At 68.5% G+C, this 20,720-nt stretch carries 18 protein-coding genes and 1 tRNA gene; 10 read left to right on the forward strand and 9 right to left on the reverse strand.

What is annotated here, in order from left to right:
- Position 1: 1 nt before the first annotated feature.
- The 3 genes from miaB to FHX60_RS15865 form a co-directional block, all read right to left on the reverse strand.
- Entirely contained in the window at positions 2 to 1,354 is a 1,353-nt protein-coding gene (gene miaB / locus FHX60_RS15855; RefSeq protein WP_092307776.1) for a tRNA (N6-isopentenyl adenosine(37)-C2)-methylthiotransferase MiaB, read from the reverse strand.
- A 90-nt stretch (positions 1,355 to 1,444) separates the two neighbouring features.
- Positions 1,445 to 1,840 carry a hypothetical protein gene (locus FHX60_RS15860; RefSeq protein WP_092307778.1) on the reverse strand — a complete coding sequence of 132 codons (396 nt, stop codon included), beginning with the start codon at positions 1,838 to 1,840 and terminating at the stop codon, positions 1,445 to 1,447.
- Between the two features lie 131 nt (positions 1,841 to 1,971).
- The gene (locus FHX60_RS15865) at positions 1,972 to 3,657 is read right to left on the reverse strand and encodes a ClcB-like voltage-gated chloride channel protein (protein ID WP_183283885.1); all 1,686 of its coding nucleotides are present in this window, start codon (positions 3,655 to 3,657) and stop codon (positions 1,972 to 1,974) included.
- Between the two features lie 310 nt (positions 3,658 to 3,967).
- Here FHX60_RS15865 and FHX60_RS15870 point away from each other — a divergent pair, with 310 nt between their 5' ends.
- Positions 3,968 to 5,518 (forward strand): DEAD/DEAH box helicase, encoded by a 1,551-nt coding sequence (locus FHX60_RS15870; protein ID WP_112773730.1) that lies wholly within the window; start codon positions 3,968 to 3,970, stop codon positions 5,516 to 5,518.
- Between the two features lie 19 nt (positions 5,519 to 5,537).
- On the forward strand, positions 5,538 to 6,584 hold the full coding sequence (locus FHX60_RS15875; RefSeq protein ID WP_112773729.1) for a serine/threonine protein kinase: 1,047 nt from the start codon (positions 5,538 to 5,540) through the stop codon (positions 6,582 to 6,584).
- A gap of 49 nt (positions 6,585 to 6,633) precedes the next feature.
- Here FHX60_RS15875 and FHX60_RS15880 read toward each other — a convergent pair whose 3' ends face one another.
- The gene (locus FHX60_RS15880; protein ID WP_112773728.1) at positions 6,634 to 7,074 is read right to left on the reverse strand and encodes a universal stress protein; all 441 of its coding nucleotides are present in this window, start codon (positions 7,072 to 7,074) and stop codon (positions 6,634 to 6,636) included.
- Positions 7,075 to 7,426: 352 nt separating this feature from the next.
- On the opposite strand from FHX60_RS15880, the gene FHX60_RS15885 reads away from it, so the two are divergent.
- The 4 genes from FHX60_RS15885 to mepK all read left to right on the forward strand — a co-directional run bounded on the left by FHX60_RS15885 (position 7,427) and on the right by mepK (position 11,610).
- Positions 7,427 to 8,494, forward strand: coding sequence for a CaiB/BaiF CoA transferase family protein (locus tag FHX60_RS15885; RefSeq protein ID WP_183283886.1), 1,068 nt, complete (start codon positions 7,427 to 7,429; stop codon positions 8,492 to 8,494).
- A 176-nt stretch (positions 8,495 to 8,670) separates the two neighbouring features.
- Entirely contained in the window at positions 8,671 to 9,297 is a 627-nt protein-coding gene (locus tag FHX60_RS15890; RefSeq protein WP_112773726.1) for a response regulator transcription factor, read from the forward strand.
- A gap of 102 nt (positions 9,298 to 9,399) precedes the next feature.
- Positions 9,400 to 10,989, forward strand: a complete 1,590-nt coding sequence (locus FHX60_RS15895) for a L,D-transpeptidase family protein (RefSeq protein ID WP_183283887.1) — start codon at positions 9,400 to 9,402, stop codon at positions 10,987 to 10,989.
- A 33-nt stretch (positions 10,990 to 11,022) separates the two neighbouring features.
- A complete protein-coding gene (gene mepK / locus FHX60_RS15900) occupies positions 11,023 to 11,610 on the forward strand; it encodes a peptidoglycan L,D-endopeptidase MepK (RefSeq protein ID WP_092307794.1) in 588 nt (195 codons plus the stop codon).
- A gap of 118 nt (positions 11,611 to 11,728) precedes the next feature.
- On the opposite strand, the gene FHX60_RS15905 is transcribed toward mepK, so the two are convergent.
- The 5 genes from FHX60_RS15905 to FHX60_RS15925 all read right to left on the reverse strand — a co-directional run bounded on the left by FHX60_RS15905 (position 11,729) and on the right by FHX60_RS15925 (position 16,498).
- Positions 11,729 to 11,805: transfer RNA gene (locus FHX60_RS15905), tRNA-Met, on the reverse strand.
- A gap of 133 nt (positions 11,806 to 11,938) precedes the next feature.
- The gene (locus tag FHX60_RS15910; protein WP_092307796.1) at positions 11,939 to 13,636 is read right to left on the reverse strand and encodes an MFS transporter; all 1,698 of its coding nucleotides are present in this window, start codon (positions 13,634 to 13,636) and stop codon (positions 11,939 to 11,941) included.
- Between the two features lie 247 nt (positions 13,637 to 13,883).
- The gene (locus FHX60_RS15915; RefSeq protein ID WP_112773724.1) at positions 13,884 to 14,216 is read right to left on the reverse strand and encodes a DUF4212 domain-containing protein; all 333 of its coding nucleotides are present in this window, start codon (positions 14,214 to 14,216) and stop codon (positions 13,884 to 13,886) included.
- Entirely contained in the window at positions 14,213 to 15,760 is a 1,548-nt protein-coding gene (locus tag FHX60_RS15920) for a sensor histidine kinase (protein WP_112773723.1), read from the reverse strand. Before FHX60_RS15920 ends, FHX60_RS15915 begins: the two co-directional genes overlap by 4 nt.
- Before the next feature lie 48 nt (positions 15,761 to 15,808).
- Positions 15,809 to 16,498, reverse strand: a complete 690-nt coding sequence (locus FHX60_RS15925; protein WP_092307802.1) for a response regulator — start codon at positions 16,496 to 16,498, stop codon at positions 15,809 to 15,811.
- A 236-nt stretch (positions 16,499 to 16,734) separates the two neighbouring features.
- Here FHX60_RS15925 and recA point away from each other — a divergent pair, with 236 nt between their 5' ends.
- The 4 genes from recA (at position 16,735) to sucC (ending at position 20,668) form a co-directional block, all read left to right on the forward strand.
- Complete coding sequence (gene recA / locus FHX60_RS15930; RefSeq protein ID WP_092307804.1) at positions 16,735 to 17,799, forward strand: recombinase RecA; 1,065 nt, start codon at positions 16,735 to 16,737, stop codon at positions 17,797 to 17,799.
- A gap of 108 nt (positions 17,800 to 17,907) precedes the next feature.
- Positions 17,908 to 18,375: a recombination regulator RecX gene (gene recX / locus FHX60_RS15935; RefSeq protein ID WP_112773721.1), complete on the forward strand. Its 468-nt coding sequence runs from the start codon at positions 17,908 to 17,910 to the stop codon at positions 18,373 to 18,375.
- A 328-nt stretch (positions 18,376 to 18,703) separates the two neighbouring features.
- On the forward strand, positions 18,704 to 19,411 hold the full coding sequence (locus tag FHX60_RS15940) for a DUF2889 domain-containing protein (RefSeq protein ID WP_183283888.1): 708 nt from the start codon (positions 18,704 to 18,706) through the stop codon (positions 19,409 to 19,411).
- Positions 19,412 to 19,501: 90 nt separating this feature from the next.
- Entirely contained in the window at positions 19,502 to 20,668 is a 1,167-nt protein-coding gene (sucC, locus tag FHX60_RS15945) for an ADP-forming succinate--CoA ligase subunit beta (RefSeq protein WP_112773719.1), read from the forward strand.
- Positions 20,669 to 20,720 lie beyond the last annotated feature (52 nt).

Consider the following 20,720-nt stretch of genomic DNA (forward strand, 5'->3'; position numbering starts at 1 on the left):
CTTACTGGCGCACCACGATTTCGCCGCGCAGCGAGTGCGGGAACGCCTGCGTGATGCTGACATCGACCAGCTGGCCGACCAGCCGGTCGCGCCCCGCCTGCGGCACGCCGGGCAAGGCGAAGTTGACCACGCGGTTGTTCTCGGTGCGGCCATGCAGCTCGGTCGGGTCCTTGCGCGCCGGGCCCTCGACCAGGATGCGCTGGACCGTGCCGACCATATTCCGGCTGATGCGCTGCACGTTTTCCTCGATCGTGGCCTGCAGGCGCTGCAGGCGCTGGAGCTTGACCTCGCGCGGGGTGTCGTCGTGCAGGTTGGCCGCGGGCGTGCCGGGGCGCGGGCTGAAGATGAACGAGAACGAGGTGTCGTAGCCGATTTCCTCGATCATTGCCATCAGCTTGTCGAAATCGGCATCGGTCTCGCCGGGGAAGCCGACGATAAAGTCCGACGACATCGACATGTCCGGGCGCAGCGCGCGCAGCCTGCGGATGATGCTCTTGTATTCGAGCACGCTGTAGCCGCGCTTCATCGCCATCAGGATGCGGTCCGAAGCATGCTGCACGGGCAGGTGCAAGTGGTTCACCAGCTTGTCGCAGCGGCCGTACAGCTCGACCAGGCGCGAGGTGAATTCCTTGGGATGGCTGGTGGTGTAGCGGATGCGCTCGATGCCCGGGATCTCGGCCACGTACTCGATCAGCAGCGCGAAGTCGGCGATCTCGCTGGTGTCGCCCATCTTGCCGCGGTAGGCGTTGACGTTCTGGCCCAGCAGCGTGACTTCGCGCACGCCCTGTTCGGCCAGGCCCGCCACTTCGGCCAGCACGTCCTCGAACGGGCGCGACACTTCCTCGCCGCGCGTGTACGGCACCACGCAGTAGCTGCAGTACTTGGAGCAGCCCTCCATGATCGACACGAACGCGCTCGGGCCCTCGACGCGCGCGGGCGGCAGGTGGTCGAACTTCTCGATCTCGGGGAAGGAGATGTCCACCTGCGACTGGCCGGTGCGCTGGCGGCGCGCGATCAGGTCAGGCAGGCGGTGCAGCGTCTGCGGGCCGAACACCACGTCGACATAGGGCGCGCGCGAGACGATGCTGGCGCCTTCCTGGCTCGCCACGCAGCCGCCCACGCCGATCACCAGGTCGGGCTTGGCGGCCTTTAGCGCCTTCATCCGGCCCAGTTCCGAGAACACCTTCTCCTGCGCCTTCTCGCGCACCGAGCAGGTGTTGAACAGGATCACGTCGGCGTCCTCGACGTTGTCGGTGGCTTCCAGCCCCTGGCTGGCGTTGAGGACGTCGACCATCTTGTCCGAGTCGTACTCGTTCATCTGGCAGCCGTACGTCTTGACGAAAACTTTCTTCATATGCCGATCTCAGTGGTTGACCTGGGGGCATCAGGGTGTGGCAACAACACGGCCGGCGCGTGGGGCGCACCGGTCGCACTTCGGGGGTGGTTATTTTTTCAGCGCCTGCTGTTCGGCCTCGCTCAGCACCCACGCTGTCAGCAATTGGCCGTACAGGTCCAGCTTGTACCGCACCGGCAGCTTCTGGCCCGCCACCGCGGTGCTGGCCAGCAACTGGTTGTCGGTGCCGAACAGGCGCAGGCCCGGCGCCACGCCCACGCGCTTGCCGTCGAGCGTGGCGGTCTGCGGCGCGCCCGCCGACGGCGCGGCGATGACCAGCCTGGCCGCCGCGGCATCGTCCGGAAGCACGCGCACCGGCTGGGCCGCGGCGACCGCCGTGCCCAGCAGCAGCGCCGCGCCGCACGCCAGTCCGGCCCAACGCTTGCGCAGGCGGCTGGACGTCATGGACTCCGGCGCCTGGCGGCGCGTATCACGACCTGCTGGCATGGGGAACTCCGGCAAATGGGGCGATGCGGTGGGTGGATGGCCCGCGGGCCGTGGCCGAAAGGCGGGCAACCGCGCATTTTACCTCGCCGGCGCCTGCCTGGTGTGGCCGACGGTGTGGCACGCAAGCGGCGTCAGAACAGGCAGGATGCCTCCTGCAGCACGCGCTGCTTGGAAACCGTGCCCATCAGCTCGCGCCCGGCCCGGTCGCGCACCAGCGGGATGCGGTTGATGCCGTGCTCGGCGAACACGGCCAGGGCGTCGCGCAGCCGCGAGTCCGGCGTCAGCGCCGGGAAATCGCGCTCCGCCAGCGCCAGCACGTCGTCGGGCCCGCCCTCGCGCTGCGCGCGCTGCAAGGCGTGGATCGACAGCGCGCCCAGCAGGCGGCCGTCGGCCTGCACCAGGTAGAGGTAGCGCGTGCCGGTCTCGGCGAACTTGTCGGCGGCGGCCGCCAGCGTGGCGCTGGGGGCGAGCACGGTGTCGGTCGGGTCGCACAGGCCGGCCAGCGTCAGCGTGCGGGCATGCTCGGCGGCCGCCGACGCCTGCGCGCGCTCGGCGATCACGCTGTACAGCGACAGCGTCTGGCAGCGCGACGCCGTGTAGTACGCCGCCACCGCGCCGATCATCGACGGCAGCAGCAGCGCCGGCGCCAGCGTCATCTCGAACACCATCAGCACCGACATCAGCGGCGCCTGGCTGGTGGCCGCCAGGAACGCGCTCATGCCCACCAGCGGCAGCAGCGGCGCCGCGCCCGCCGCCGTGCCCTGCATGCCCAGCGCCAGCAGCTGGCCTAGCGCCGCGCCGACGAACAGCGACGGCGTGAACACGCCGCCGACCGCGCCCGAGCCCATGCTGATCACCGTTGCCGCCAGCTTGGCCAGCAGCACGACCGCCACCGGCACGCTCAGCGGCTGCTCCTGCAGCAGGGTCTGGATGGTGGAAAAGCCGTTGCCGACCACCTCCGGCACCGCCATCGCCAGCACGCCGACCAGCGCACCGCCCAGCGTCAGCCGTGCCACCGGCCCGCCCGGCAGCGCCGCGAAGCGGCTGCGCGCGAAGCCGGCGGCGCGCAGGAACAGCGCGCCCGCGATGCCGGCAGCCACGCCCAGCGCCGCCGCGGCCAGCAGGATCTGCGGGCGCAGGTCCGGGGCGATATCGAGGCCGGGGTAGAGCGGCTGCAGCCCGCCGTGCCACTGGCTGACCATGGCGCCGGCGACCGAGGCCAGGAACAGCGGCATCAGGCGCTGCACCGCGAGCGCGCCGAACACGACTTCGGCGACAAAGACGGCGGCGGAAAAAGGGGTGTGGTAGACGGTGGCCAGGCCCGCCGCCGCGCCGCAGGCGGTCAGCATGCGGCGCATGTTGGAGCCGCCGCCGCGCTCGATCCGGGTCGACGGGAACAGCGATCCGCACAGCGCCGCCAGCTGGATCATCGCGCCCTCCTTGCCGACCGAGCTGCCGCTGACGATCGAGAAAAAAGAAGACAGCGCGCGCAGCAGCGTGATCCGCACCGGCAGCCGGCCGCTGCCGCTGGCGACCGCTTCCATATAGTCGGTGGCGCCGGGGTGGGCGCTGGCCAGGCGGTTGGACAGCACCAGCAGGCCGCCCGCGAGCGCGCCGCCGACGGCCGGCACCACCACGCGCCATGCCAGCGCCAGCGTCGCGAACACCGTGACCACGTCGGCATGGCTGGAAAACAGCACGACGCCCGCGCCCTCCAGCGCCTCCTCGAACAGCGTGGTGGCGATGGCGGCGACGATCCCGACCGGGATGGCCGCGAGCAGTGTGACTTCCTGGTCTTCGAGGAAACGCAAGCGCATGGCGGCTTTCCGGGCAGGCGGGGCGACGTGCCGGCGCGGGGCGGCCGGGCGGCCCGAGGCCGTCATGATAGCGCAGCGCCACCCGCGCCGACCCTGTGTGCGCCGGCGCGCATCCGTGGCTGGTTGGTTGCCGGTCGGGGTGCATAACCCGTCCGCGCCGGACTGGTACACTACCGCTCTTTCCTTCGCGGGCGGGCCGGTTGCCTGCCACGCCGGCTTCCCGGCGTCCGCGTTCCGATTCCGATCGATTACAAGGAGCCATCCGGCGTCTGGCGCACTGCGCGCGCAGCGATGGCCCAAGCAGCAATTCATGTCTTTTTCTGAACTCGGCTTGTCCGAAAAGATTGTGCGTGCCGTAGCCGAACAGGGCTACACCACCCCGACTCCCATCCAGGCCCAGGCAATTCCCGCCATCCTCAAGGGTGGCGACCTGCTCGCCGGCGCCCAGACCGGCACCGGCAAGACCGCCGGCTTTACCCTGCCGATGCTGCAGCTGCTGTCCGAAACCGCGGCGCGCCAGGCCGGCGGCGCCCAGCGCAGCGGCCGCGTGGCGGTGCGCGCGCTGGTGCTGACGCCCACGCGCGAACTGGCGGCGCAGGTCGAGGAGAGCGTGCGCAACTACGGCAAGTACCTGCGCCTGCGCTCGATGGTGATGTTCGGCGGGGTCGGCATCAACCCGCAGATCGAGCAGCTCAAGCGCGGCGTGGAGATCGTCGTGGCCACGCCCGGCCGCCTGCTGGACCATGTGTCACAGCGCACCATCGACCTGTCGCAGGTGGAACTGCTGGTGCTCGATGAAGCCGACCGCATGCTCGACATGGGCTTCATCCACGATATCCGCAAGATCCTCAACGTGCTGCCGGCCAAGCGCCAGAACCTGCTGTTCTCGGCGACGTTCTCGGACGATATCCGCGCGCTGGCCGACCGCCTGCTGAACAATCCCGCGTCGATCGAAGTCGCGCGGCGCAATACCACCGCCGAGACCGTCGACCAGCGCGTCTACCCGGTCGATCGCGAACGCAAGCGCGAACTGCTGGCCCACCTGGTGCGCCAGCATGACTGGCACCAGGTGCTGGTGTTCACGCGCACCAAGCATGGCGCCAACCGCCTGGCCGAGCAGCTGACCAAGGACGGCCTGTCGGCGCTGGCGATCCACGGCAACAAGAGCCAGTCGGCACGCACCCGGGCACTGACGGAATTCAAGGCCGGCACGCTGCGGCTGCTGGTGGCGACCGATATCGCCGCGCGCGGCATCGACATCGACCAGTTGCCGCACGTGGTCAACTTCGACCTGCCCAACGTGCCCGAGGACTACGTCCACCGCATCGGCCGCACCGGCCGCGCCGGCGCCGAGGGCGAGGCGATCTCGCTGGTTTGCGTGGACGAGCTGGCGCTGCTGCGCGATATCGAGCGCCTGATCAAGCGCAAGCTCGAACAGACCGTGCTGCCGGGCTTCGAGGTCGACCCCAGCATCGCACCCGAGCCGATCCAGAAGGGCCGCCAGCAACGTGGCGGCGGCCAGGGCCAGGGCCGTGGACGGGCCGAGGCCCGTCCGGCCGGCGACGGCGAGGGCGCGCAGCGCCAGCGTCCGGCGCGCCAGGGGCAGGGCGCGCCGCGCCAGGGCCAGGGCCAAAGCCAGGGCCAGCGCGGCAACGGCGCCGCCAACGGCAATCGTGCCGCCCAGCCCGCCGGCGCGCGCAACCCTGCGCCGCGCCGCGACGGCCAGGACCCGGCGCGCCCGCCACGCGCCGCGGCCCAGCCCGTACGCCAGCCCAATGACGCCGCGCCGGCACCGGCGCGCAACCGCCGACCGGCGCCGCAGGCGGCGCTGCTGGGCGGCAGCCGCAAGCCGGCGCGCTAAAGCGGAGCCGGCCGGCACCATGCACGCGTCCGACGCCCCCGCCGACTCCGGTGTGCCCTATGCCGGCCTGACGCCGGAGCTGATGCTGGACGCGCTCGAAGGCGCCGGCCTGCGCCCCGACGGGCGCCTGCTGGCGCTCAACAGTTACGAGAACCGGGTCTGGCAGGTGGGTATCGAGGACGCCGCGCCGGTGATCGCCAAGTTCTATCGCCCCGGCCGCTGGACCGATGCGGCCATCCTGGAAGAACACGCGTTCGTGCAGCAGCTGGCCGACGCCGAGATTCCCGCCGTGCCGGCCATGGCGCTGGCGCCGGGCGAGGCCGGCACGCTGCTGCATCATGCGGGCTTCCGCTTTGCCGTCTTTCCCCGCTGCGGCGGACGCGAGCCCGCGCTGGACCGCGCCGATACGCTGACCTGGCTCGGCCGGTTCATCGGCCGCATCCATGCCCTGGGCGCGGCCCAGCCCTACCAGGCGCGCCCGGCGCTGGACCTGGACACCTTCGGCATTGCCCCGCGCGACTGGCTGCTCGCCAGCGGCTGCATTCCCGCCGATCTGCTGCCGGCCTGGCAGTCGGTGGCGCAGCTGGCGCTGGACGGCGTGCAGCGCTGCTATGAGCGCGCCGGCGAAGTGCGGCTGCTGCGCGTCCATGGCGACTGCCATCGCGGCAATGTGCTGTGGATCGACGAGGACGATGCCCGTGGCGGCGCCCATGGCGAGCCGGGCCCGCATTTTGTCGACTTCGACGACAGCCGCATGGCCCCCGCGATCCAGGACATCTGGATGCTGCTCGAGGGCGACCGCGCGGCGATGCAAGGCCAGCTTGCCGACATCGTCGCCGGCTATGAGGATTTTGCGGAGTTCCAGACCCGCGAGCTGTGGCTGGTGGAAGCGCTGCGCACGCTGCGGCTGCTGCACTACAGCGCGTGGCTCGCCAGCCGCTGGGCCGACCCGGCCTTTCCGGCCGCCTTCCCGTGGTTCGGCACCGCGCGCTACTGGCAGGACCGGATCCTGGAATTGCGCGAACAGGTCGCGCTGATGGACGAAGCGCCCCTGTGGGGCGCTTGAGGCCTGCCGCAAGGCGGCGCCGTTGCGGCACCGCCCGTCACCTGGGGGCTTAACCCTTCTTTTCCGGGGTCTTGACCAGCACCACCGGACAGTCCGCCTGGGCCAGCACCCGGCCCGCCACCGAACCGATCACGGCATCGAAGAACGACCCGCGCCCGTGCGTGCCCATCACGATGGCCGCGGCGTCGACCGAGTTCGCGTAGGCGACGATGCGCTCGGGCGCGAAGCCGTGCAGCGGGTGCCGCTCGAACGGCACATTGGCCGCGGCGAGGATATCGCAGACCGCCGCCATCGCCTTGTCGCTGGCTTCCCTGTGCCAGTCGTCGATGGTTTCCTTGCTGACGAAGGCGCGCACCTGGCCGCTGACTTCGGGGGCGACATGGACCACATGCACGGTGAAGCCGTTCTGCAGCAGCCTGCCTTCGGCGATAAAGCGTGCCGCGGCGTCGCTGAAGGCCGAGCCGTCGGTGGCGAGGACGATATTGGTCATGGCGGAATCTCCTGGATGGGGGCTTTAGGGAAGCGCCGCGGCCATGTGGCCGCAACGCCATCTGGAACCATCATGCCCCCTAGTGTCCCGCCAGGATGCGATTCAGATCAAGTCGGATCGGAATTGTCCGATTTCCTGGTGCGATAACCGGTTGGCCGGTCCGTTGATTTATTCCGTCATTCCGGCTGATGCATTTGGCCATTGCCCCGTCGACGCGGCGGCGCGTAGCATGCTCCCGAGCCCCAGGGCCCACATGGCCCGCCCGTGCGGCAACGGGCAGACGATCCAACCACCAAAATACCAGCCTCCTCCCGCCACGGCGCGCGCAGGCGGCGAACCGGAGACAACCATCATGAGTGAGCGTGGCAACCTGCAGCCCCTGCGCGGCATCAAGGTCGTGGAATTCGAAGGCATCGGCCCCGGCCCGATGTGCGGCGCCATGCTGGCCGGCCTGGGCGCCGAGGTTACGCTGGTGACCCGCCCGGTGGCGCCAGACGCGCGGCGCATCCTGCGCGGCCAGTCGGTGCCGGCCGAGATGGAGCTGGAGCACGGCAAGCGCGTGGTGCAGCTGAACCTGAAGGCGCCCGCGGACGTGGCCGCCGCGCTCGACCTGGTGGCCGGCGCCGACGCGCTGATCGAGGGCCTGCGTCCCGGCGCGATGGAGCGCCTGGGACTGGGCCCCAAGGCCTGCCATGCCCGCAATCCCCGCCTGGTCTACGGCCGCATGACCGGCTGGGGCCAGACCGGTCCGCTGTCGCAGAGCGCCGGACATGACCTCAACTACATCGCGCTGACCGGCCTGCTGTCGATGGCCGCGCGCGAAGGCAGCCTGCCGATGGTGCCGCCGACCGTGATGGGCGATGCCACCGGCGCGCTCGGGCTGGCGTTCGGCATCACCAGCGCCATCCTCAGCGCGCGCGCCAGCGGCGAGGGCTGCGTGGTCGATGCTGCCATCACCGACATCGTCGCCATGCTCGGCTCGCTGGTGCAGGTGTCGCGCGCGGCCGGCACGCTGGGCGGCCCGCAACCGAGTCCGTTCCATGACTCGCCGTTCTATGACGTGTTCCCGTGCGCGGACGGGCGCGCCATCACGCTCGGTGCGCTGGAGCCGCAGTTCTACCGCGAACTGCTCGAGCGCCTGGAACTGACCGATATCGACCCGGCCGCGCAATACGACCGCTCCCAGTGGCCGGCGGTCAAGGCCCGCATCGCCGCGGCGATTGCCGCCAGGCCGAGCACGCATTGGGAGTCCGTGCTGGGCGGCACCGACGTGTGCTTCGCGCGCGTGCTGACGCTGGACGAGGCCGCGCGCCATCCGCACAACCAGGCGCGGGGCACGTACCGTCTCTATCAGCAGGGCGAGCGCGAGGTGCCGCGCTCCGCGCCCGCGCCGCGCTTCCTGCCTGCCGGGACGGAATGACCGGCGCTGCAGCCACTTGACGCCAGCCGCGTCATCGACGGAAAAGCCTGACTCTCGTGCAGAATCTGCTGCGTCCGCGCAGTGAGAATTCGGCGCATCAAGGCCCCTTCGGGCCCTTAACCTTGGCATAGCCAGTCCCCTGGCCAATTCCCCGCCAGTTGTTAAGGAGCCCTGAATTGCCCCCAACGCTGATCGTCGACGAACCCTCGAGGTTCCGCACCTTGTTATGCGCCGAACTCGCCGCCGAGTTTGACACCGACGAGGTCCTGGAAACGGATGGAGTCAGGGAGGGATACCGCCTTGCCCGCGAGCACCGGCCCGGCCTGGTGCTGGTCGACGTCGAACGCTTCGGCAATCCCGGCCTCGACTTCGTCCGCAGGGTGGTCGCCACGCTGCCCGGCATGCCGCTGCTGGTGCTGTCCGGCAACGACACCGCCCAGGCGCCGGTACGGGCACTGCGCGCCGGCGCGCACGGGTTCGTGGTCAAGCAGCGCGGCGTCGAGGAAGTGATGCAGGCCGTGCGCGGCGTGCTCAGCGGCTATCTGGTGTTTCCGCTGCAGACGCTGGAGACGGTGCGCCAGCTCGGCGAGCAGCAGCAGACCGGCCTGCCGCGGCTGAGCAACCGCGAGATCACCATCCTGCAATACCTGGCGCGCGGGCATTCCAACAAGGCGATCGCCGCGCAGCTGCTGATCAGCAGCAAGACCGTCAGCACGCACAAGGCCAATATCATGGCCAAGCTGCACGTGGGCTCGCTGGTCGAGATGGTGGACTACGCGCGCCGTCACCAGCTGGTGTGGTGAACGTCACCTGGCGGGTTTGCCGCGGCTTGCGCGCGCTGCCGCGCCCGTCGGCTATCGCGGGTAGACTGTGGGCATCTGTGACGAATCCGAGCTATCCGCCCGATGCCCCAGACCCTGAATGCTGTCGTGCGCCGCCTCGGCGCCGTCGCCATTGCCTGCTCCACATGGCTCGCCGTTCCCGCCTTCGCCAACGAGCCGATGTGGTTCGTGCAGGGCCGACCAGTGCCGGAGGCGCGCCAGGCGGTGGACGCGCTGGCCGCCGTGGCCGCCGATGGCCTGGACCCGCGCGACTACGATGCCGAAGCCCTGCGCCAGGCGGTGACCCAGGCCGCCCACGGCCCGGCGCTGCCGCCCGATGCCGCGGCCCGGCTCGACGCGGCGCTGAGCGCCGCCATGGAGCGGATGCTGTCCGACCTGCACGGCGGCCGCATCAACCCGCGCGCGGTCCATGCCAATTTCGCGCCGCCGGCCGAACGGCCTTTCGATGCCGCCACCTCGCTGCGCGATGCCGTCGCCCAGCACCGCCTGCCCGATGCCATCCGCCAGGCGGCGCCGACGTTCCCGCTGTACGGCACGCTGCGCCAGGCCCTGGCCCGCTACCGCGACATCGCCCGGCAGCCGGTGTGGCAGCAGCCGCTGCCGCCACTGCCGGCCAGCAAGCTGACGCCGGGCCAACCTTGGGCCGGCGCCGCCGCGCTGACCGCGCGCCTGGTGGCGCTGGGCGACCTGCCCGCCGGCACGCAGCCGCCGCCGCGCTATGAGGGCGCGCTGGTCGATGGCGTCAAGGCCTTCCAGTCGCGCCATGGGCTGCAGCCCGATGGCGTGATCGGCGCGGCCACGCTGGCGCAGCTGAACCTGCCCATCGCCGAGCGCGTGCGGCAGATCGAACTGACCATGGAGCGCCTGCGCTGGACCCCGCTGGACGGCTCGCGCATGATCGTGGTCAACGTGCCGGAGTTCATGCTGCGCGCCTATGAAATCCGCGACGGTAAGCTCGACATCAAGCTGGAAATGAAGGTGATCGTCGGCAAGGCGCTCGATACGCGCACGCCGCTGTTCGAGGAGGACATGCGCTATATCGAATTCAGCCCGTACTGGAACATCCCGCCGTCGATCGCGCGCCGCGAGACGGTGCCGCGGCTGCAGCGCGATCCGGGCTATTTCAACCGGCAGGGGCTGGAGTTCGTCGGCGGCGACGGCAAGGCCGTGACCACGCTGTCCGAGGAAAACCTGAACGCGGTGCTGAACGGCAGCCTGCGCATCCGCCAGCGGCCCGGCCCGCTCAACGCGCTGGGCGACATCAAGTTCGTGTTCCCCAACAACGAGAACATCTACCTGCACCACACGCCGTCGCCGCAGCTGTTCAAGCGCGACCGGCGCGACTTCAGCCACGGCTGCATCCGCGTGGAAGCCCCAGTAGCGCTGGCGCAGTTCGTGTTGCACGATATGCCGGACTGGGACGAGAACCGGATTCGCGAGGCGATGGCACGTGGCAAGTCGAACACGGTGCGCTTGCAGCAGCCGTTGCCGGTGGTGCTGGCTTACGGCACGGTCATCGCGCGCGCCGATGGTCGTGTATCCTTCCTGCCTGACATCTACGGTCACGACAAATTGCTGGACAAGGCGCTGCGGCAACGCAACGGTCGCCCCCAGCAGCGCGCTGTGGCAAGCGCCTCCGGCGTCATCCATTGAAGCGACGCACCCCGCATATTCAGAGGAAGTACCATGACTGACGCGACGCGCAAGGCACGCCGCCGCTTTCTTCATACCACCGGAACCCTGGCGCTCGCCGCCGGACTGATGCCGCTCGCGCCGCGCCGCGCCTTGGCAAGCCTGCCCGCCAACCAGGCGCTGGCCGGCCTGCCGGATGCCCGCACGCTGGCGTTCGATCACACCCACACCGGCGAGCGCGTGTCGCTGGTCTATGCCGTGGGCGACCGTTTCGTGCCCGAGGCGCTGACGACGCTCAACGGCTTCCTGCGCGACCATTATTCCGGCAAGGTCGGCGCCATCGATCCGCAGCTGTTCGACCTGCTGTTCCAGGTGCGGCGCGAGCTCGGCACCGACAAGCCGTTCCAGGTCATTTCCGGCTATCGCAGCCCGGCCACCAATTCGCGCCTGCGCAACTCGCGCAGCGGCGGGGTGGCAAAGCACAGCCTGCACATGGACGGCAAGGCCATCGACATCCGGCTGGCCGGCGTGTCGCTGGCCGATGTGCGCGATGCCGCCAAGTCATTGCAGGGCGGAGGCGTCGGCTACTACGAGTCCGACCAGTTCGTGCATATCGACACCGGGCGCGTGCGCTACTGGTAAGCGTTGCCGGCGGGGCCGTCCGTCACGGACGGCCTGGTGTCGTGGCCCGGAACATCTGTCCGCGAGAACCAAAGCAAAAAGCCGCGAACCCTTGCGGGATCGCGGCTTTTCAAATAGATGGTGGCGAATCAGGGACTCGAACCCCGGACCTGCGGATTATGATTCCGTCGCTCTAACCGACTGAGCTAATTCGCCAACGAAGACTGCGATTATACCTGGGCTTTCGCGACTGTCAACACCTTCCGGCGAAGATTTTGCACGGCGCTTCCGTGCATAAAAAAACGGCAGGCCCGCGGGCCTGCCGTTCTGCTTAGTGCCGCACGACCGCTCAGTCGTTGGCGTAGATGTTCACGTCCTTGGTCTCGCGGATAAACAGCGCGCCGATCACGAAGGTGAGGGCAGCGATGATGATCGGGTACCAGAGGCCGTAGTAGATGTTGCCGTTCTGCGCCACCAGCGCAAACGAGATGGTGGGCAGCAGGCCGCCGAACCAGCCGTTGCCGATATGGTAGGGCAGCGACATCGAGGTGTAGCGGATGCGGGTCGGGAACAGTTCCACCAGCATGGCGGCAATCGGGCCGTACACCATGGTGACGTAGATCACCAGGATGACCAGGATCACCAGCACCATGATCGTGTTCATCTGCGCGGGGTCGGCCTTGGTCGGGTAACCGGCCGCGGCCATCGAGCTGCCCACTTCCTTCTTGAACGCCGCGATCTGCTGCTTGCTGGCATCGTCGAAGCTGTGGCCGTTCACCAGCTTGGCATCGAAGGCCTTGATCTCCTTGTCGCCGATCTTGACGCTGGCCACGGTGCCGGCCGGGGCCTCGACCACTTCATAGCTTGCCGAGGCCTGGGCCAGGGTACGCTTGGCGATGTCGCACGAGCTGCGGAAGTCGATCTCGCGGGCGATCGGGCTGCCCTGGAACGAGCACTGCTTCGGATCCGCGGTCACCACGATCTGGGCGCTTTGCTGGGCGCGCTCCAGCGCCGGGTTGGCGTAGTGGGTCAGGGCCTTGAACAGCGGGAAGTAGGTCAGCACGGCCAGCGCGCAGCCCGCCATGATGATCCACTTGCGGCCGATCTTGTCCGACAGCGCGCCGAAGAAGATGAAGAACGGCGTGCCGATCACCAGTGCGCCGGCAATCAGCAGGTTGGCCGTCTTGGCATCGACCTTGAGCACCTGGGTCAGGAAGAACAGCGCGTAGAACTGGCCGGTGTACCAGACCACGGCCTGGCCGGCGGTCAGGCCCAGCAGCGCCAGGATCACGATCTTCAGGTTGCGCCATTGGCCGAACGATTCGGTCAGCGGTGCCTTGGAGGTCTTGCCCTCGGCCTTCATGCGCTGGAACGCCGGCGATTCGTTCATCGACAGCCGGATATACACCGACACGCCCAGCAGCAGGATCGACAGCAGGAACGGGATGCGCCAGCCCCAGACCTCGAAGTTCGGGCCGGTCGCCTCGCGGCACAGCAGGATCACGATCAGCGACAGGAACAGGCCGAGCGTGGCGGTGGTCTGGATCCACGAGGTGTACGCACCGCGCTTGCCGTGCGGGGCGTGTTCGGCCACGTAGGTCGCGGCACCGCCGTACTCGCCGCCGAGCGCCAGGCCCTGCAGCATGCGCAGCGCGATCAGGATGATCGGCGCGGCCCAGCCGATGGTGGCGTAGCCGGGCAGCAGGCCGACGATGAAGGTCGACACGCCCATGATCAGGATCGTCACCAGGAAGGTGTACTTGCGCCCGATCATGTCGCCCAGGCGGCCGAACACCAGCGCGCCGAACGGCCGCACGATAAAGCCGGCGGCAAACGCGAGCAGCGCGAAGATGAAGGCCGAGGTCGGGTCCAGCCCGGCAAAGAACTGCTTGGCGATGATCGCCGCCAGCGAGCCATACAGGTAAAAGTCGTACCACTCGAACACCGTGCCCAGCGACGAGGCAAAGATCACCTTGCGCTCTTCGGCAGTCATCGGTGCGTTCTGCGCGCCCCCTCCGGGCACCGCAACGTTTTGCACGTTTGCCATTTGTCTCCTCCGTCTGGAATGGATCCCGGGGCGGGCGTGGTGCGCGGAAAGCGCCGCGCAGCTGGCCGCTATGCCCAGAGTTGCAGAGGATTGTGGGTGGCGAAACTTACTGCGTTCTGACAGATTCCTGCGTACCGGCAGCAAAAAACGTCGGGGTATACGCTAGGCGCGCGCAGGGACGTGGATGCTGCGCTGCGGGCCCTCGGCGCATGCGCGCCGCACCGCTATGCGCGTTGCGGGCGTGCGGCTATGCAGCATCCGCGCCGGGCCCGCGCGAGGCGCCTTGCGATGGCATTGCCGCCGGCGGCGGCTCGGCGCGGTCGGTTTCGGCATCGTCCTGATTCATGCGCCAGGCGTAGAGCGCGGCCATCAGCACATAGACCACCAGCGCGCCCTGCGCACCGACCCAGAACGAGAACGGCCAGCCAAAGAAGTTGAAGCGCAGGTCGCGTGCAAACCACGCCACCACGAAGGTGACCGTGAACCAGACCGCGAGCAGGCCGCCGATCCAGCGCAGGTTGCGATGCCAGGCGAGGCGATGGCGTGCCTCGGCGCTGCCGGGGGCAGGGGTGTCGTTCATGCGGGTGGAAAGTTTTCGGGGCGGCGCAGCGTCACGCGGAAATGCGCGCCGGCCAGTCGTGGGGATTGCTGGTAGACGTGGTCCGAGATCTGGACGTCGCCGCCGTGCTGCTGCACGATTTCGCGCACGATCGCCAGGCCCAGGCCGCTGCCTTCGGTGTTGGTGCCCAGCACGCGGTAGAAGCGCTCCATCACGCGCTCGCGCTCTGACGGTGCAATGCCCGGGCCGGTGTCTTCCACGTCGAGGTAGGCGAACGGTTCGAAGGCGTCGGCGCTGACCCGCACCGTGGCGCGGCCGCCGCGCGGCGTGTAGCGGATGGCGTTGTCGAGCAGGTTGTTCAGCATCTCGGTCAGCATCAGGCGGTTGCCCTGGACCATCACCGGATGGTCGTCGGCATCGAGGCCCAGGTCGATGTCGCGCGCCCACGCCTGCGGCAGCCAGTCCTTGACCACTTCGCGCGCCAGCGCCGCCAGGTCCAGCGCGGCCATGCCGCCGGTGCCGGCCAGGTTTTCCATGCGCGCCAGCGACAGCAGCTGCGTGACCAGGTGCGCGGTGCGTTCCGAGCTGCCCGCGATCTGCGCCAGCGAGCGCCGCAGTTCTTCCGGCGACTGCTCGCGCTGCGCCAGCTCGGCCTGCATGCGCAGGCCCGCCAGCGGCGTCTTCATCTGGTGCGCGGCATCGGCGATAAAGCGCTTCTGGGTCTGCACCGACTGGTCCAGCCGCGCCAGCAGGTCGTTGAACGAGCCCACCAGCGGCGTGATTTCCTGCGGCGCGGCGCGTTCGTCGATGGGACTGGTATCGCCCGGGTTGCGCGCGCGGATGCGCTGCTGGATCGCGGTCAGCGGCGCCAGCCCGCGCGACAGCCCGAACCACACCAGCACCACCGCCAGCGGCAGGATCACGAACTGCGGCAGGATCACGCCCTTGATGATCTCGTTGGCCAGCCGGGCGCGCTTGTCCAGGGTTTCGGCCACCTGCACCAGCACCGGCTGGGTGCCGCTGACCTGCTTGAGCTCGATATAGGTGTAGGCCACGCGCACGTCATTGCCGGCCACGCGGTCATCGCGCAGCGACACCAGCCCGGCGTGGCCCTGGTCTTCCTCGGAAGGCAAGGGCAGGTCCTGGTCGCCGGCGATGTATTCGCCGCGCTTGCCGACCACCTGGTAGTAGATGTTGTCGGTCTCGTCGGCGCGCAGGATCTCGCGCGCCGACAGCGGCAGCTGCAACGTGACGCGGCCGTTGACCTCGCGCACCTGCTGCGACAGCACGATGGCGCTGGCTTCGAGCGCGCGGTCGAAGGGACCGTTGGCGATCGACTTGGCCACCAGGTAGGTCACCGCGATGCTCATCGGCCAGAGCAGCAGCAACGGTGCCAGCATCCAGTCCAGGATCTCGCCGAACAGCGAGCGCGGCGCGGGGTGGGCGGTGCTTTCCTCCAGGTGCGGCAGTGCGTCGGCCAGGTCCTGGTCGGTGGCCTCGGGCGTGGAGGGGGAAGGGGGCGTGGCGCGCGGCACGCGCCGCCAGGGCAGTCGCAGCAGGCTCATGTCGGCGAGGTTGCGCTCAGGTCGGTCGCATGGCCTGCGGTCACGGGATCAATGCGGCGCGGCCACCGCCGGCTGGAATTTCTCCAGGCAGTAGCCCAGCCCGCGTACGGTGGCGATGCGGATGCCGCCCACTTCGATCTTCTTGCGCAGGCGGTGCACATAGACTTCGATGGCGTTGTTGCTGACTTCCTCGCCCCATTCGCACAGGTGGTCCACCAGTTGTTCCTTCGACACCAGGCGGCCGCTGCGCGTGAGCAGGATCTCCAGCAAACCGATCTCGCGCGCGGACAGGTCCAGCATCTGGTCGTTCAGGTAGGCGATGCGCCCGACCTGGTCGTAGGCCAGCGGCCCGTGGCGCATCAGCGTGGCACCGCCGCCGGCGCCGCGTCGCACCAGGGCGCGCACGCGCGCCTCGAGCTCGGTCAGGGCAAAGGGCTTGGCCATGTAGTCGTCGGCGCCGAGGTCCAGGCCCTTGACGCGCTCGTCGACGCTGTCGGCGGCGGTCAGGATCAGCACCGGCAGCATCGCGCCGCGCGCGCGCAGGCGCTTGAGCACCTCCAGCCCCGACATGCGCGGCAGGCCCAGGTCGAGGATCAGCAGGTCGAAGGTCTGGGTCGACAGGGCCGAATCGGCTTCGAGGCCATTGGCGACATGGTCGACGGCGTAGCCCGAGTGGCGTAGCGAACGGGTCAGGCCGTCGGCCAGCACGTCGTCATCTTCGGCGATCAGAATGCGCATGGTTGTCTCCACCCTGGCCGGCATAGCCGGCACCGGTGCGCAACGGGCACGGGGGCGCGAAGGGGCTTGCCAAGCATACTGTTTTTTTATACAGTACCCGCACGTTCCGCTGGGGCCGCCCGGGGAGACCCCCTGGAGTGCGGCCGCGCAGACAGCCGGGCCGGCGCTGATGCCGGCAAATGCCGGTGCCGCGCCACATGCGGCCTATTTATACACCATTTGATTCAAGGACGACCATGGACGACAAGAAGGCAGGTGCCGGCGTGAGCGCCGAGAAGCAGAAGGCGCTTGCCGCCGCGCTCTCCCAGATCGAGAAGCAGTTCGGCAAGGGCTCGATCATGCGCCTGGGCGACGGCGAGGTCGAAAAGGACATCCAGGTGGTTTCCACCGGTTCGCTCGGCCTGGACATCGCGCTTGGCGTCGGTGGGCTGCCGCGCGGCCGCGTGGTCGAGATCTACGGGCCGGAATCCTCGGGCAAGACCACGCTGACGCTGCAGGTCGTGGCCGAGATGCAGAAGCTGGGCGGCACCTGCGCCTTTATCGATGCCGAGCACGCGCTGGACGTCAACTATGCGTCCAAGCTCGGCGTCAGCGTCGGCGACCTGCTGATCTCGCAGCCCGACACCGGCGAGCAGGCCCTGGAAATCACCGACGCGCTGGTGCGCTCGGGCTCGATCGACCTTATCGTCATCGACTCGGTCGCCGCACTGGTGCCGAAGGCCGAAATCGAAGGCGAAATGGGCGATTCGCTGCCCGGCCTGCAGGCCCGCCTGATGAGCCAGGCGCTGCGCAAGCTGACCGGCACCATCAAGCGCACCAACTGCCTGGTGATCTTCATCAACCAGATCCGCATGAAGATCGGCGTGATGTTCGGCTCGCCCGAAACCACCACCGGCGGCAATGCGCTGAAGTTCTACGCCTCGGTGCGCCTGGACATCCGCCGCATCGGCTCGATCAAGAAGGGCGACGACGTGATCGGCAACGAGACCAAGGTCAAGGTGGTCAAGAACAAGGTATCGCCGCCGTTCCGCGAGGCCTTCTTCGACATCCTCTACGGCCAGGGCATCTCGCGCCAGGGCGAGATCATCGACCTGGGCGTGGATGCCAAGATCGTCGAGAAGTCCGGCGCCTGGTACAGCTACAACGGTGAGAAGATCGGCCAGGGCAAGGACAACGCCCGTGAGTACCTGCGCGAGAATCCCGACATTGCCGCCGAGATCGAAAACAAGGTGCGCGCGGCGCTGGGCGTGGTGGCCATGAACCCGACGGCCGCAGCCGCGGCCGCAACGATCGAAGACTGATCGCGCCGACGGCCGCTGCGCCATCCCGAAGGCCGGGGCATCGCCGATGCTCCGGCCTTTTTACTTGGCCCGAGGCGCCGTCCTCCTAACCGCTGATACCGGTCACCCATGGCAACCCGTCCCCCGCTGTCGCTGAAGGCCCGCGCCGTCGGCTACCTCTCGCGCCGCGAGCACAGCCGTGCCGAGCTGGCGCGCAAGCTGGCGCCGCATGCCGAGTCGCCGGAGCAGCTGGAGCAATTGCTGGATGCGCTGGAGCGCGAGAACTGGCTGTCGAACCAGCGCTTCGCCGACAGCCTGGTGCATCGTCGCGGCGCCCGCTACGGCACCGCGCGCGTGATGCAGGAGGCCAAGACCCACAAGCTCGACAGCGAGCAGCTGGGCGAACTGCAGGAGCGCCTGCGCGCCACCGAAGCCGAGCGCGCGCGCGAGGTCTGGCGCAAGCGCTTCGGCACGCCGCCCGACACACCCGAGGCGCGGGCGAAGCAGATCCGTTTCATGGTGGCACGCGGCTTTTCGCGCGCGGTGGTCGGCAAGATCATCCAGGGCGCGGACGAGGACTACGGCGACGCGGACTGAGCCGGCGTCGCGTGGCAGGCTAGTACAGTACCTGTGCTGCCGTCATGTGTATTTCGCTGCGTTGCGTCATCGCGCCCCGCCGGCGCCTGGCGTTTGTCGCGGCCGGCAAGCCGGTGCCTGCTGGTGCATTGCGGCAGGGCATCCCGGCCTGCCGCGGTGCCATGGTCGGCCGACAATCCGGGCGCGACAGTTGCCGCACAAGGATGTTCCCGGCCAACGCGGCATGGCATGTTAAACTCCCCGGGTTATTCGGTGCCGCGGCACCACGGTGCCCCAGCCCCCCGTATTCCCGGTATCTCCGTATTCTCGTCCGTTTCCCAGCCTGGCCATGCCTCTGTCCCAGCCCGTCAACCGCTCCCTGCGTCACCGTCGCGCCATTGCGGCCGAGGCGTACCAGAGGGAGGACGGCCTGTGGGACATCGAGGTGCGCCTGACCGACACCAAGCCCCGTGACATCGAACTGGCCGGCGACCGTATCCGCCCGCAAGGCCAGCCGCTGCACGACCTGTGGCTGCGCATCACGATCGACCAGGAAATGACGGTGCTGGATGCCGAGGCCTGCTCGGACTGGGTGCCGTACCCGTCCCATTGCGACACGATCGGCCCGGCCTACCGCAAGCTGATCGGGCTGAACCTGCGCAAGGGCTTTCGCAAGGCGGTGCGCGAGCGCCTGGGCGGCATGCACGGCTGCTCGCACCTGACCGAAGCCGCCGGCGTGCTGCCGAGCACCGCGATCCAGGCCTTTGCCGGCGAGGTCATCAGTATCCGCGACAACGGCGAGGACGATCCGAATCCGGAGCCGCCCTATCAGTTGAACGGCTGCCACGCCCTGCGTTTCGACGGCGAGGTGGTTCGTCAGTTTTACCCGCGCTGGTATGGTCACCAGCCGACGCCCAAGGTACGGGCCGAGGCCGCGCCTGCCGTCGCATCCGCGCCTCAGGCGCAGCAGCCCGCGGCCAATGGCGACCGCGGTGGTCACGCAATCGACGGCAACGACGCTGTCCCGGCCGACCGGCCGACCGGCACCTCCGGCTGATTCTCAGGATCGGCCAGCCCGACGAGAGAGTTCGTCTTTCTTTCAGATTCTTCCCTTCTACCTTTTACGCCTACCCGAAAGGAAACACGCATGAATATCCATGAGTATCAAGGCAAGGAAATCCTGCGCAAATACAATGTGCCGGTTCCGCGCGGCATCCCCGCGTTCTCGGTTGACGAGGCCCTGAAGGCCGCAGAACAACTCGGCGGCCCGGTGTGGGTTGTCAAGGCGCAGATCCACGCGGGTGGCCGCGGCAAGGGCGGCGGCGTCAAGGTTGCCAAGAGCATGGACGAGGTCAAGACCTATGCGTCCAACATCCTGGGCATGCAGCTGGTCACGCACCAGACCGGTCCGGAAGGCAAGAAGGTCAACCGCCTGCTGATCGAAGAAGGTGCCGACATCAAGAAGGAACTGTACGTTTCGCTGGTGGTGGACCGCGTCTCGCAGAAGATCGCCCTGATGGCGTCGAGCGAAGGCGGCATGGACATCGAAGAAGTCGCTGCCCACAGCCCGGAAAAGATCCACACCCTGATCGTCGAGCCGTCGACCGGCCTGACCGATGCTGACGCCGACGACATCGCCCGCAAGATCGGCGTGCCCGACGCGAGCGTGGCGCAAGCCCGCCAGGCCCTGCAAGGCCTGTACAAGGCGTTCTATGACACCGACGCCTCGCTGGCCGAAATCAACCCGCTGATCCTGACCGGCGACGGCAAGGTGATCGCGCTGGACGCCAAGTTCAACTTCGACTCGAACGCGCTGTTCCGTCATCCGGAAATCGTCGCCTACCGCGACCTGGACGAAGAAGACGCCAACGAAATCGAAGCCTCGAAGTTCGACCTGGCCTACATCTCGCTGGACGGCAACATCGGCTGCCTGGTGAACGGCGCCGGCCTGGCCATGGCCACCATGGACACCATCAAGCTGTTCGGCGGCGAGCCGGCCAACTTCCTCGACGTGGGCGGCGGTGCCACCACCGAGAAGGTGACCGAAGCCTTCAAGCTGATGCTGAAGAACCCGAACGTGCAGGCCATCCTGGTCAACATCTTCGGCGGCATCATGCGTTGCGACGTGATCGCCGAAGGCGTGATCTCGGCCTCGAAGGCCGTGCACCTGACGGTGCCGCTGGTCGTGCGCATGAAGGGCACCAACGAAGAACTGGGGCGCAAGATGCTGGCTGACTCGGGCCTGCCGATCATTTCGGCCGACACGATGGAAGAAGCCGCCCAGAAGGTCGTGGCTGCCGCCGCCGGCAAGTAAGCCGAGGCGCCGTTACCCAATACAAGCGAACTTCGGCAGCGCGCGTGGCCTT

It is taken from the genome of Cupriavidus alkaliphilus, assembly GCF_014191175.1.
Classification (GTDB): Bacteria; Pseudomonadota; Gammaproteobacteria; order Burkholderiales; family Burkholderiaceae; genus Cupriavidus; species Cupriavidus alkaliphilus.

What these genes read in the sequence shown, in the direction of transcription:
- FHX60_RS15895 (WP_183283887.1), top strand. Translation starts at nt 9,400, where the DNA reads ATGCCCCAGACCCTGAATGCTGTCGTGCGCCGCCTCGGCGCCGTCGCC.
- FHX60_RS15940 (WP_183283888.1), top strand. Translation starts at nt 18,704, where the DNA reads ATGCCTCTGTCCCAGCCCGTCAACCGCTCCCTGCGTCACCGTCGCGCC.
- FHX60_RS15925 (WP_092307802.1), bottom strand. Translation starts at nt 16,498, where the DNA reads ATGCGCATTCTGATCGCCGAAGATGACGACGTGCTGGCCGACGGCCTG.
- sucC (WP_112773719.1), top strand. Translation starts at nt 19,502, where the DNA reads ATGAATATCCATGAGTATCAAGGCAAGGAAATCCTGCGCAAATACAAT.
- recA (WP_092307804.1), top strand. Translation starts at nt 16,735, where the DNA reads ATGGACGACAAGAAGGCAGGTGCCGGCGTGAGCGCCGAGAAGCAGAAG.
- FHX60_RS15915 (WP_112773724.1), bottom strand. Translation starts at nt 14,216, where the DNA reads ATGAACGACACCCCTGCCCCCGGCAGCGCCGAGGCACGCCATCGCCTC.
- FHX60_RS15870 (WP_112773730.1), top strand. Translation starts at nt 3,968, where the DNA reads ATGTCTTTTTCTGAACTCGGCTTGTCCGAAAAGATTGTGCGTGCCGTA.
- mepK (WP_092307794.1), top strand. Translation starts at nt 11,023, where the DNA reads ATGACTGACGCGACGCGCAAGGCACGCCGCCGCTTTCTTCATACCACC.
- FHX60_RS15880 (WP_112773728.1), bottom strand. Translation starts at nt 7,074, where the DNA reads ATGACCAATATCGTCCTCGCCACCGACGGCTCGGCCTTCAGCGACGCC.
- miaB (WP_092307776.1), bottom strand. Translation starts at nt 1,354, where the DNA reads ATGAAGAAAGTTTTCGTCAAGACGTACGGCTGCCAGATGAACGAGTAC.
- recX (WP_112773721.1), top strand. Translation starts at nt 17,908, where the DNA reads ATGGCAACCCGTCCCCCGCTGTCGCTGAAGGCCCGCGCCGTCGGCTAC.
- FHX60_RS15910 (WP_092307796.1), bottom strand. Translation starts at nt 13,636, where the DNA reads ATGGCAAACGTGCAAAACGTTGCGGTGCCCGGAGGGGGCGCGCAGAAC.
- FHX60_RS15875 (WP_112773729.1), top strand. Translation starts at nt 5,538, where the DNA reads ATGCACGCGTCCGACGCCCCCGCCGACTCCGGTGTGCCCTATGCCGGC.
- FHX60_RS15920 (WP_112773723.1), bottom strand. Translation starts at nt 15,760, where the DNA reads ATGAGCCTGCTGCGACTGCCCTGGCGGCGCGTGCCGCGCGCCACGCCC.
- FHX60_RS15885 (WP_183283886.1), top strand. Translation starts at nt 7,427, where the DNA reads ATGAGTGAGCGTGGCAACCTGCAGCCCCTGCGCGGCATCAAGGTCGTG.
- FHX60_RS15865 (WP_183283885.1), bottom strand. Translation starts at nt 3,657, where the DNA reads ATGCGCTTGCGTTTCCTCGAAGACCAGGAAGTCACACTGCTCGCGGCC.
- FHX60_RS15860 (WP_092307778.1), bottom strand. Translation starts at nt 1,840, where the DNA reads ATGCCAGCAGGTCGTGATACGCGCCGCCAGGCGCCGGAGTCCATGACG.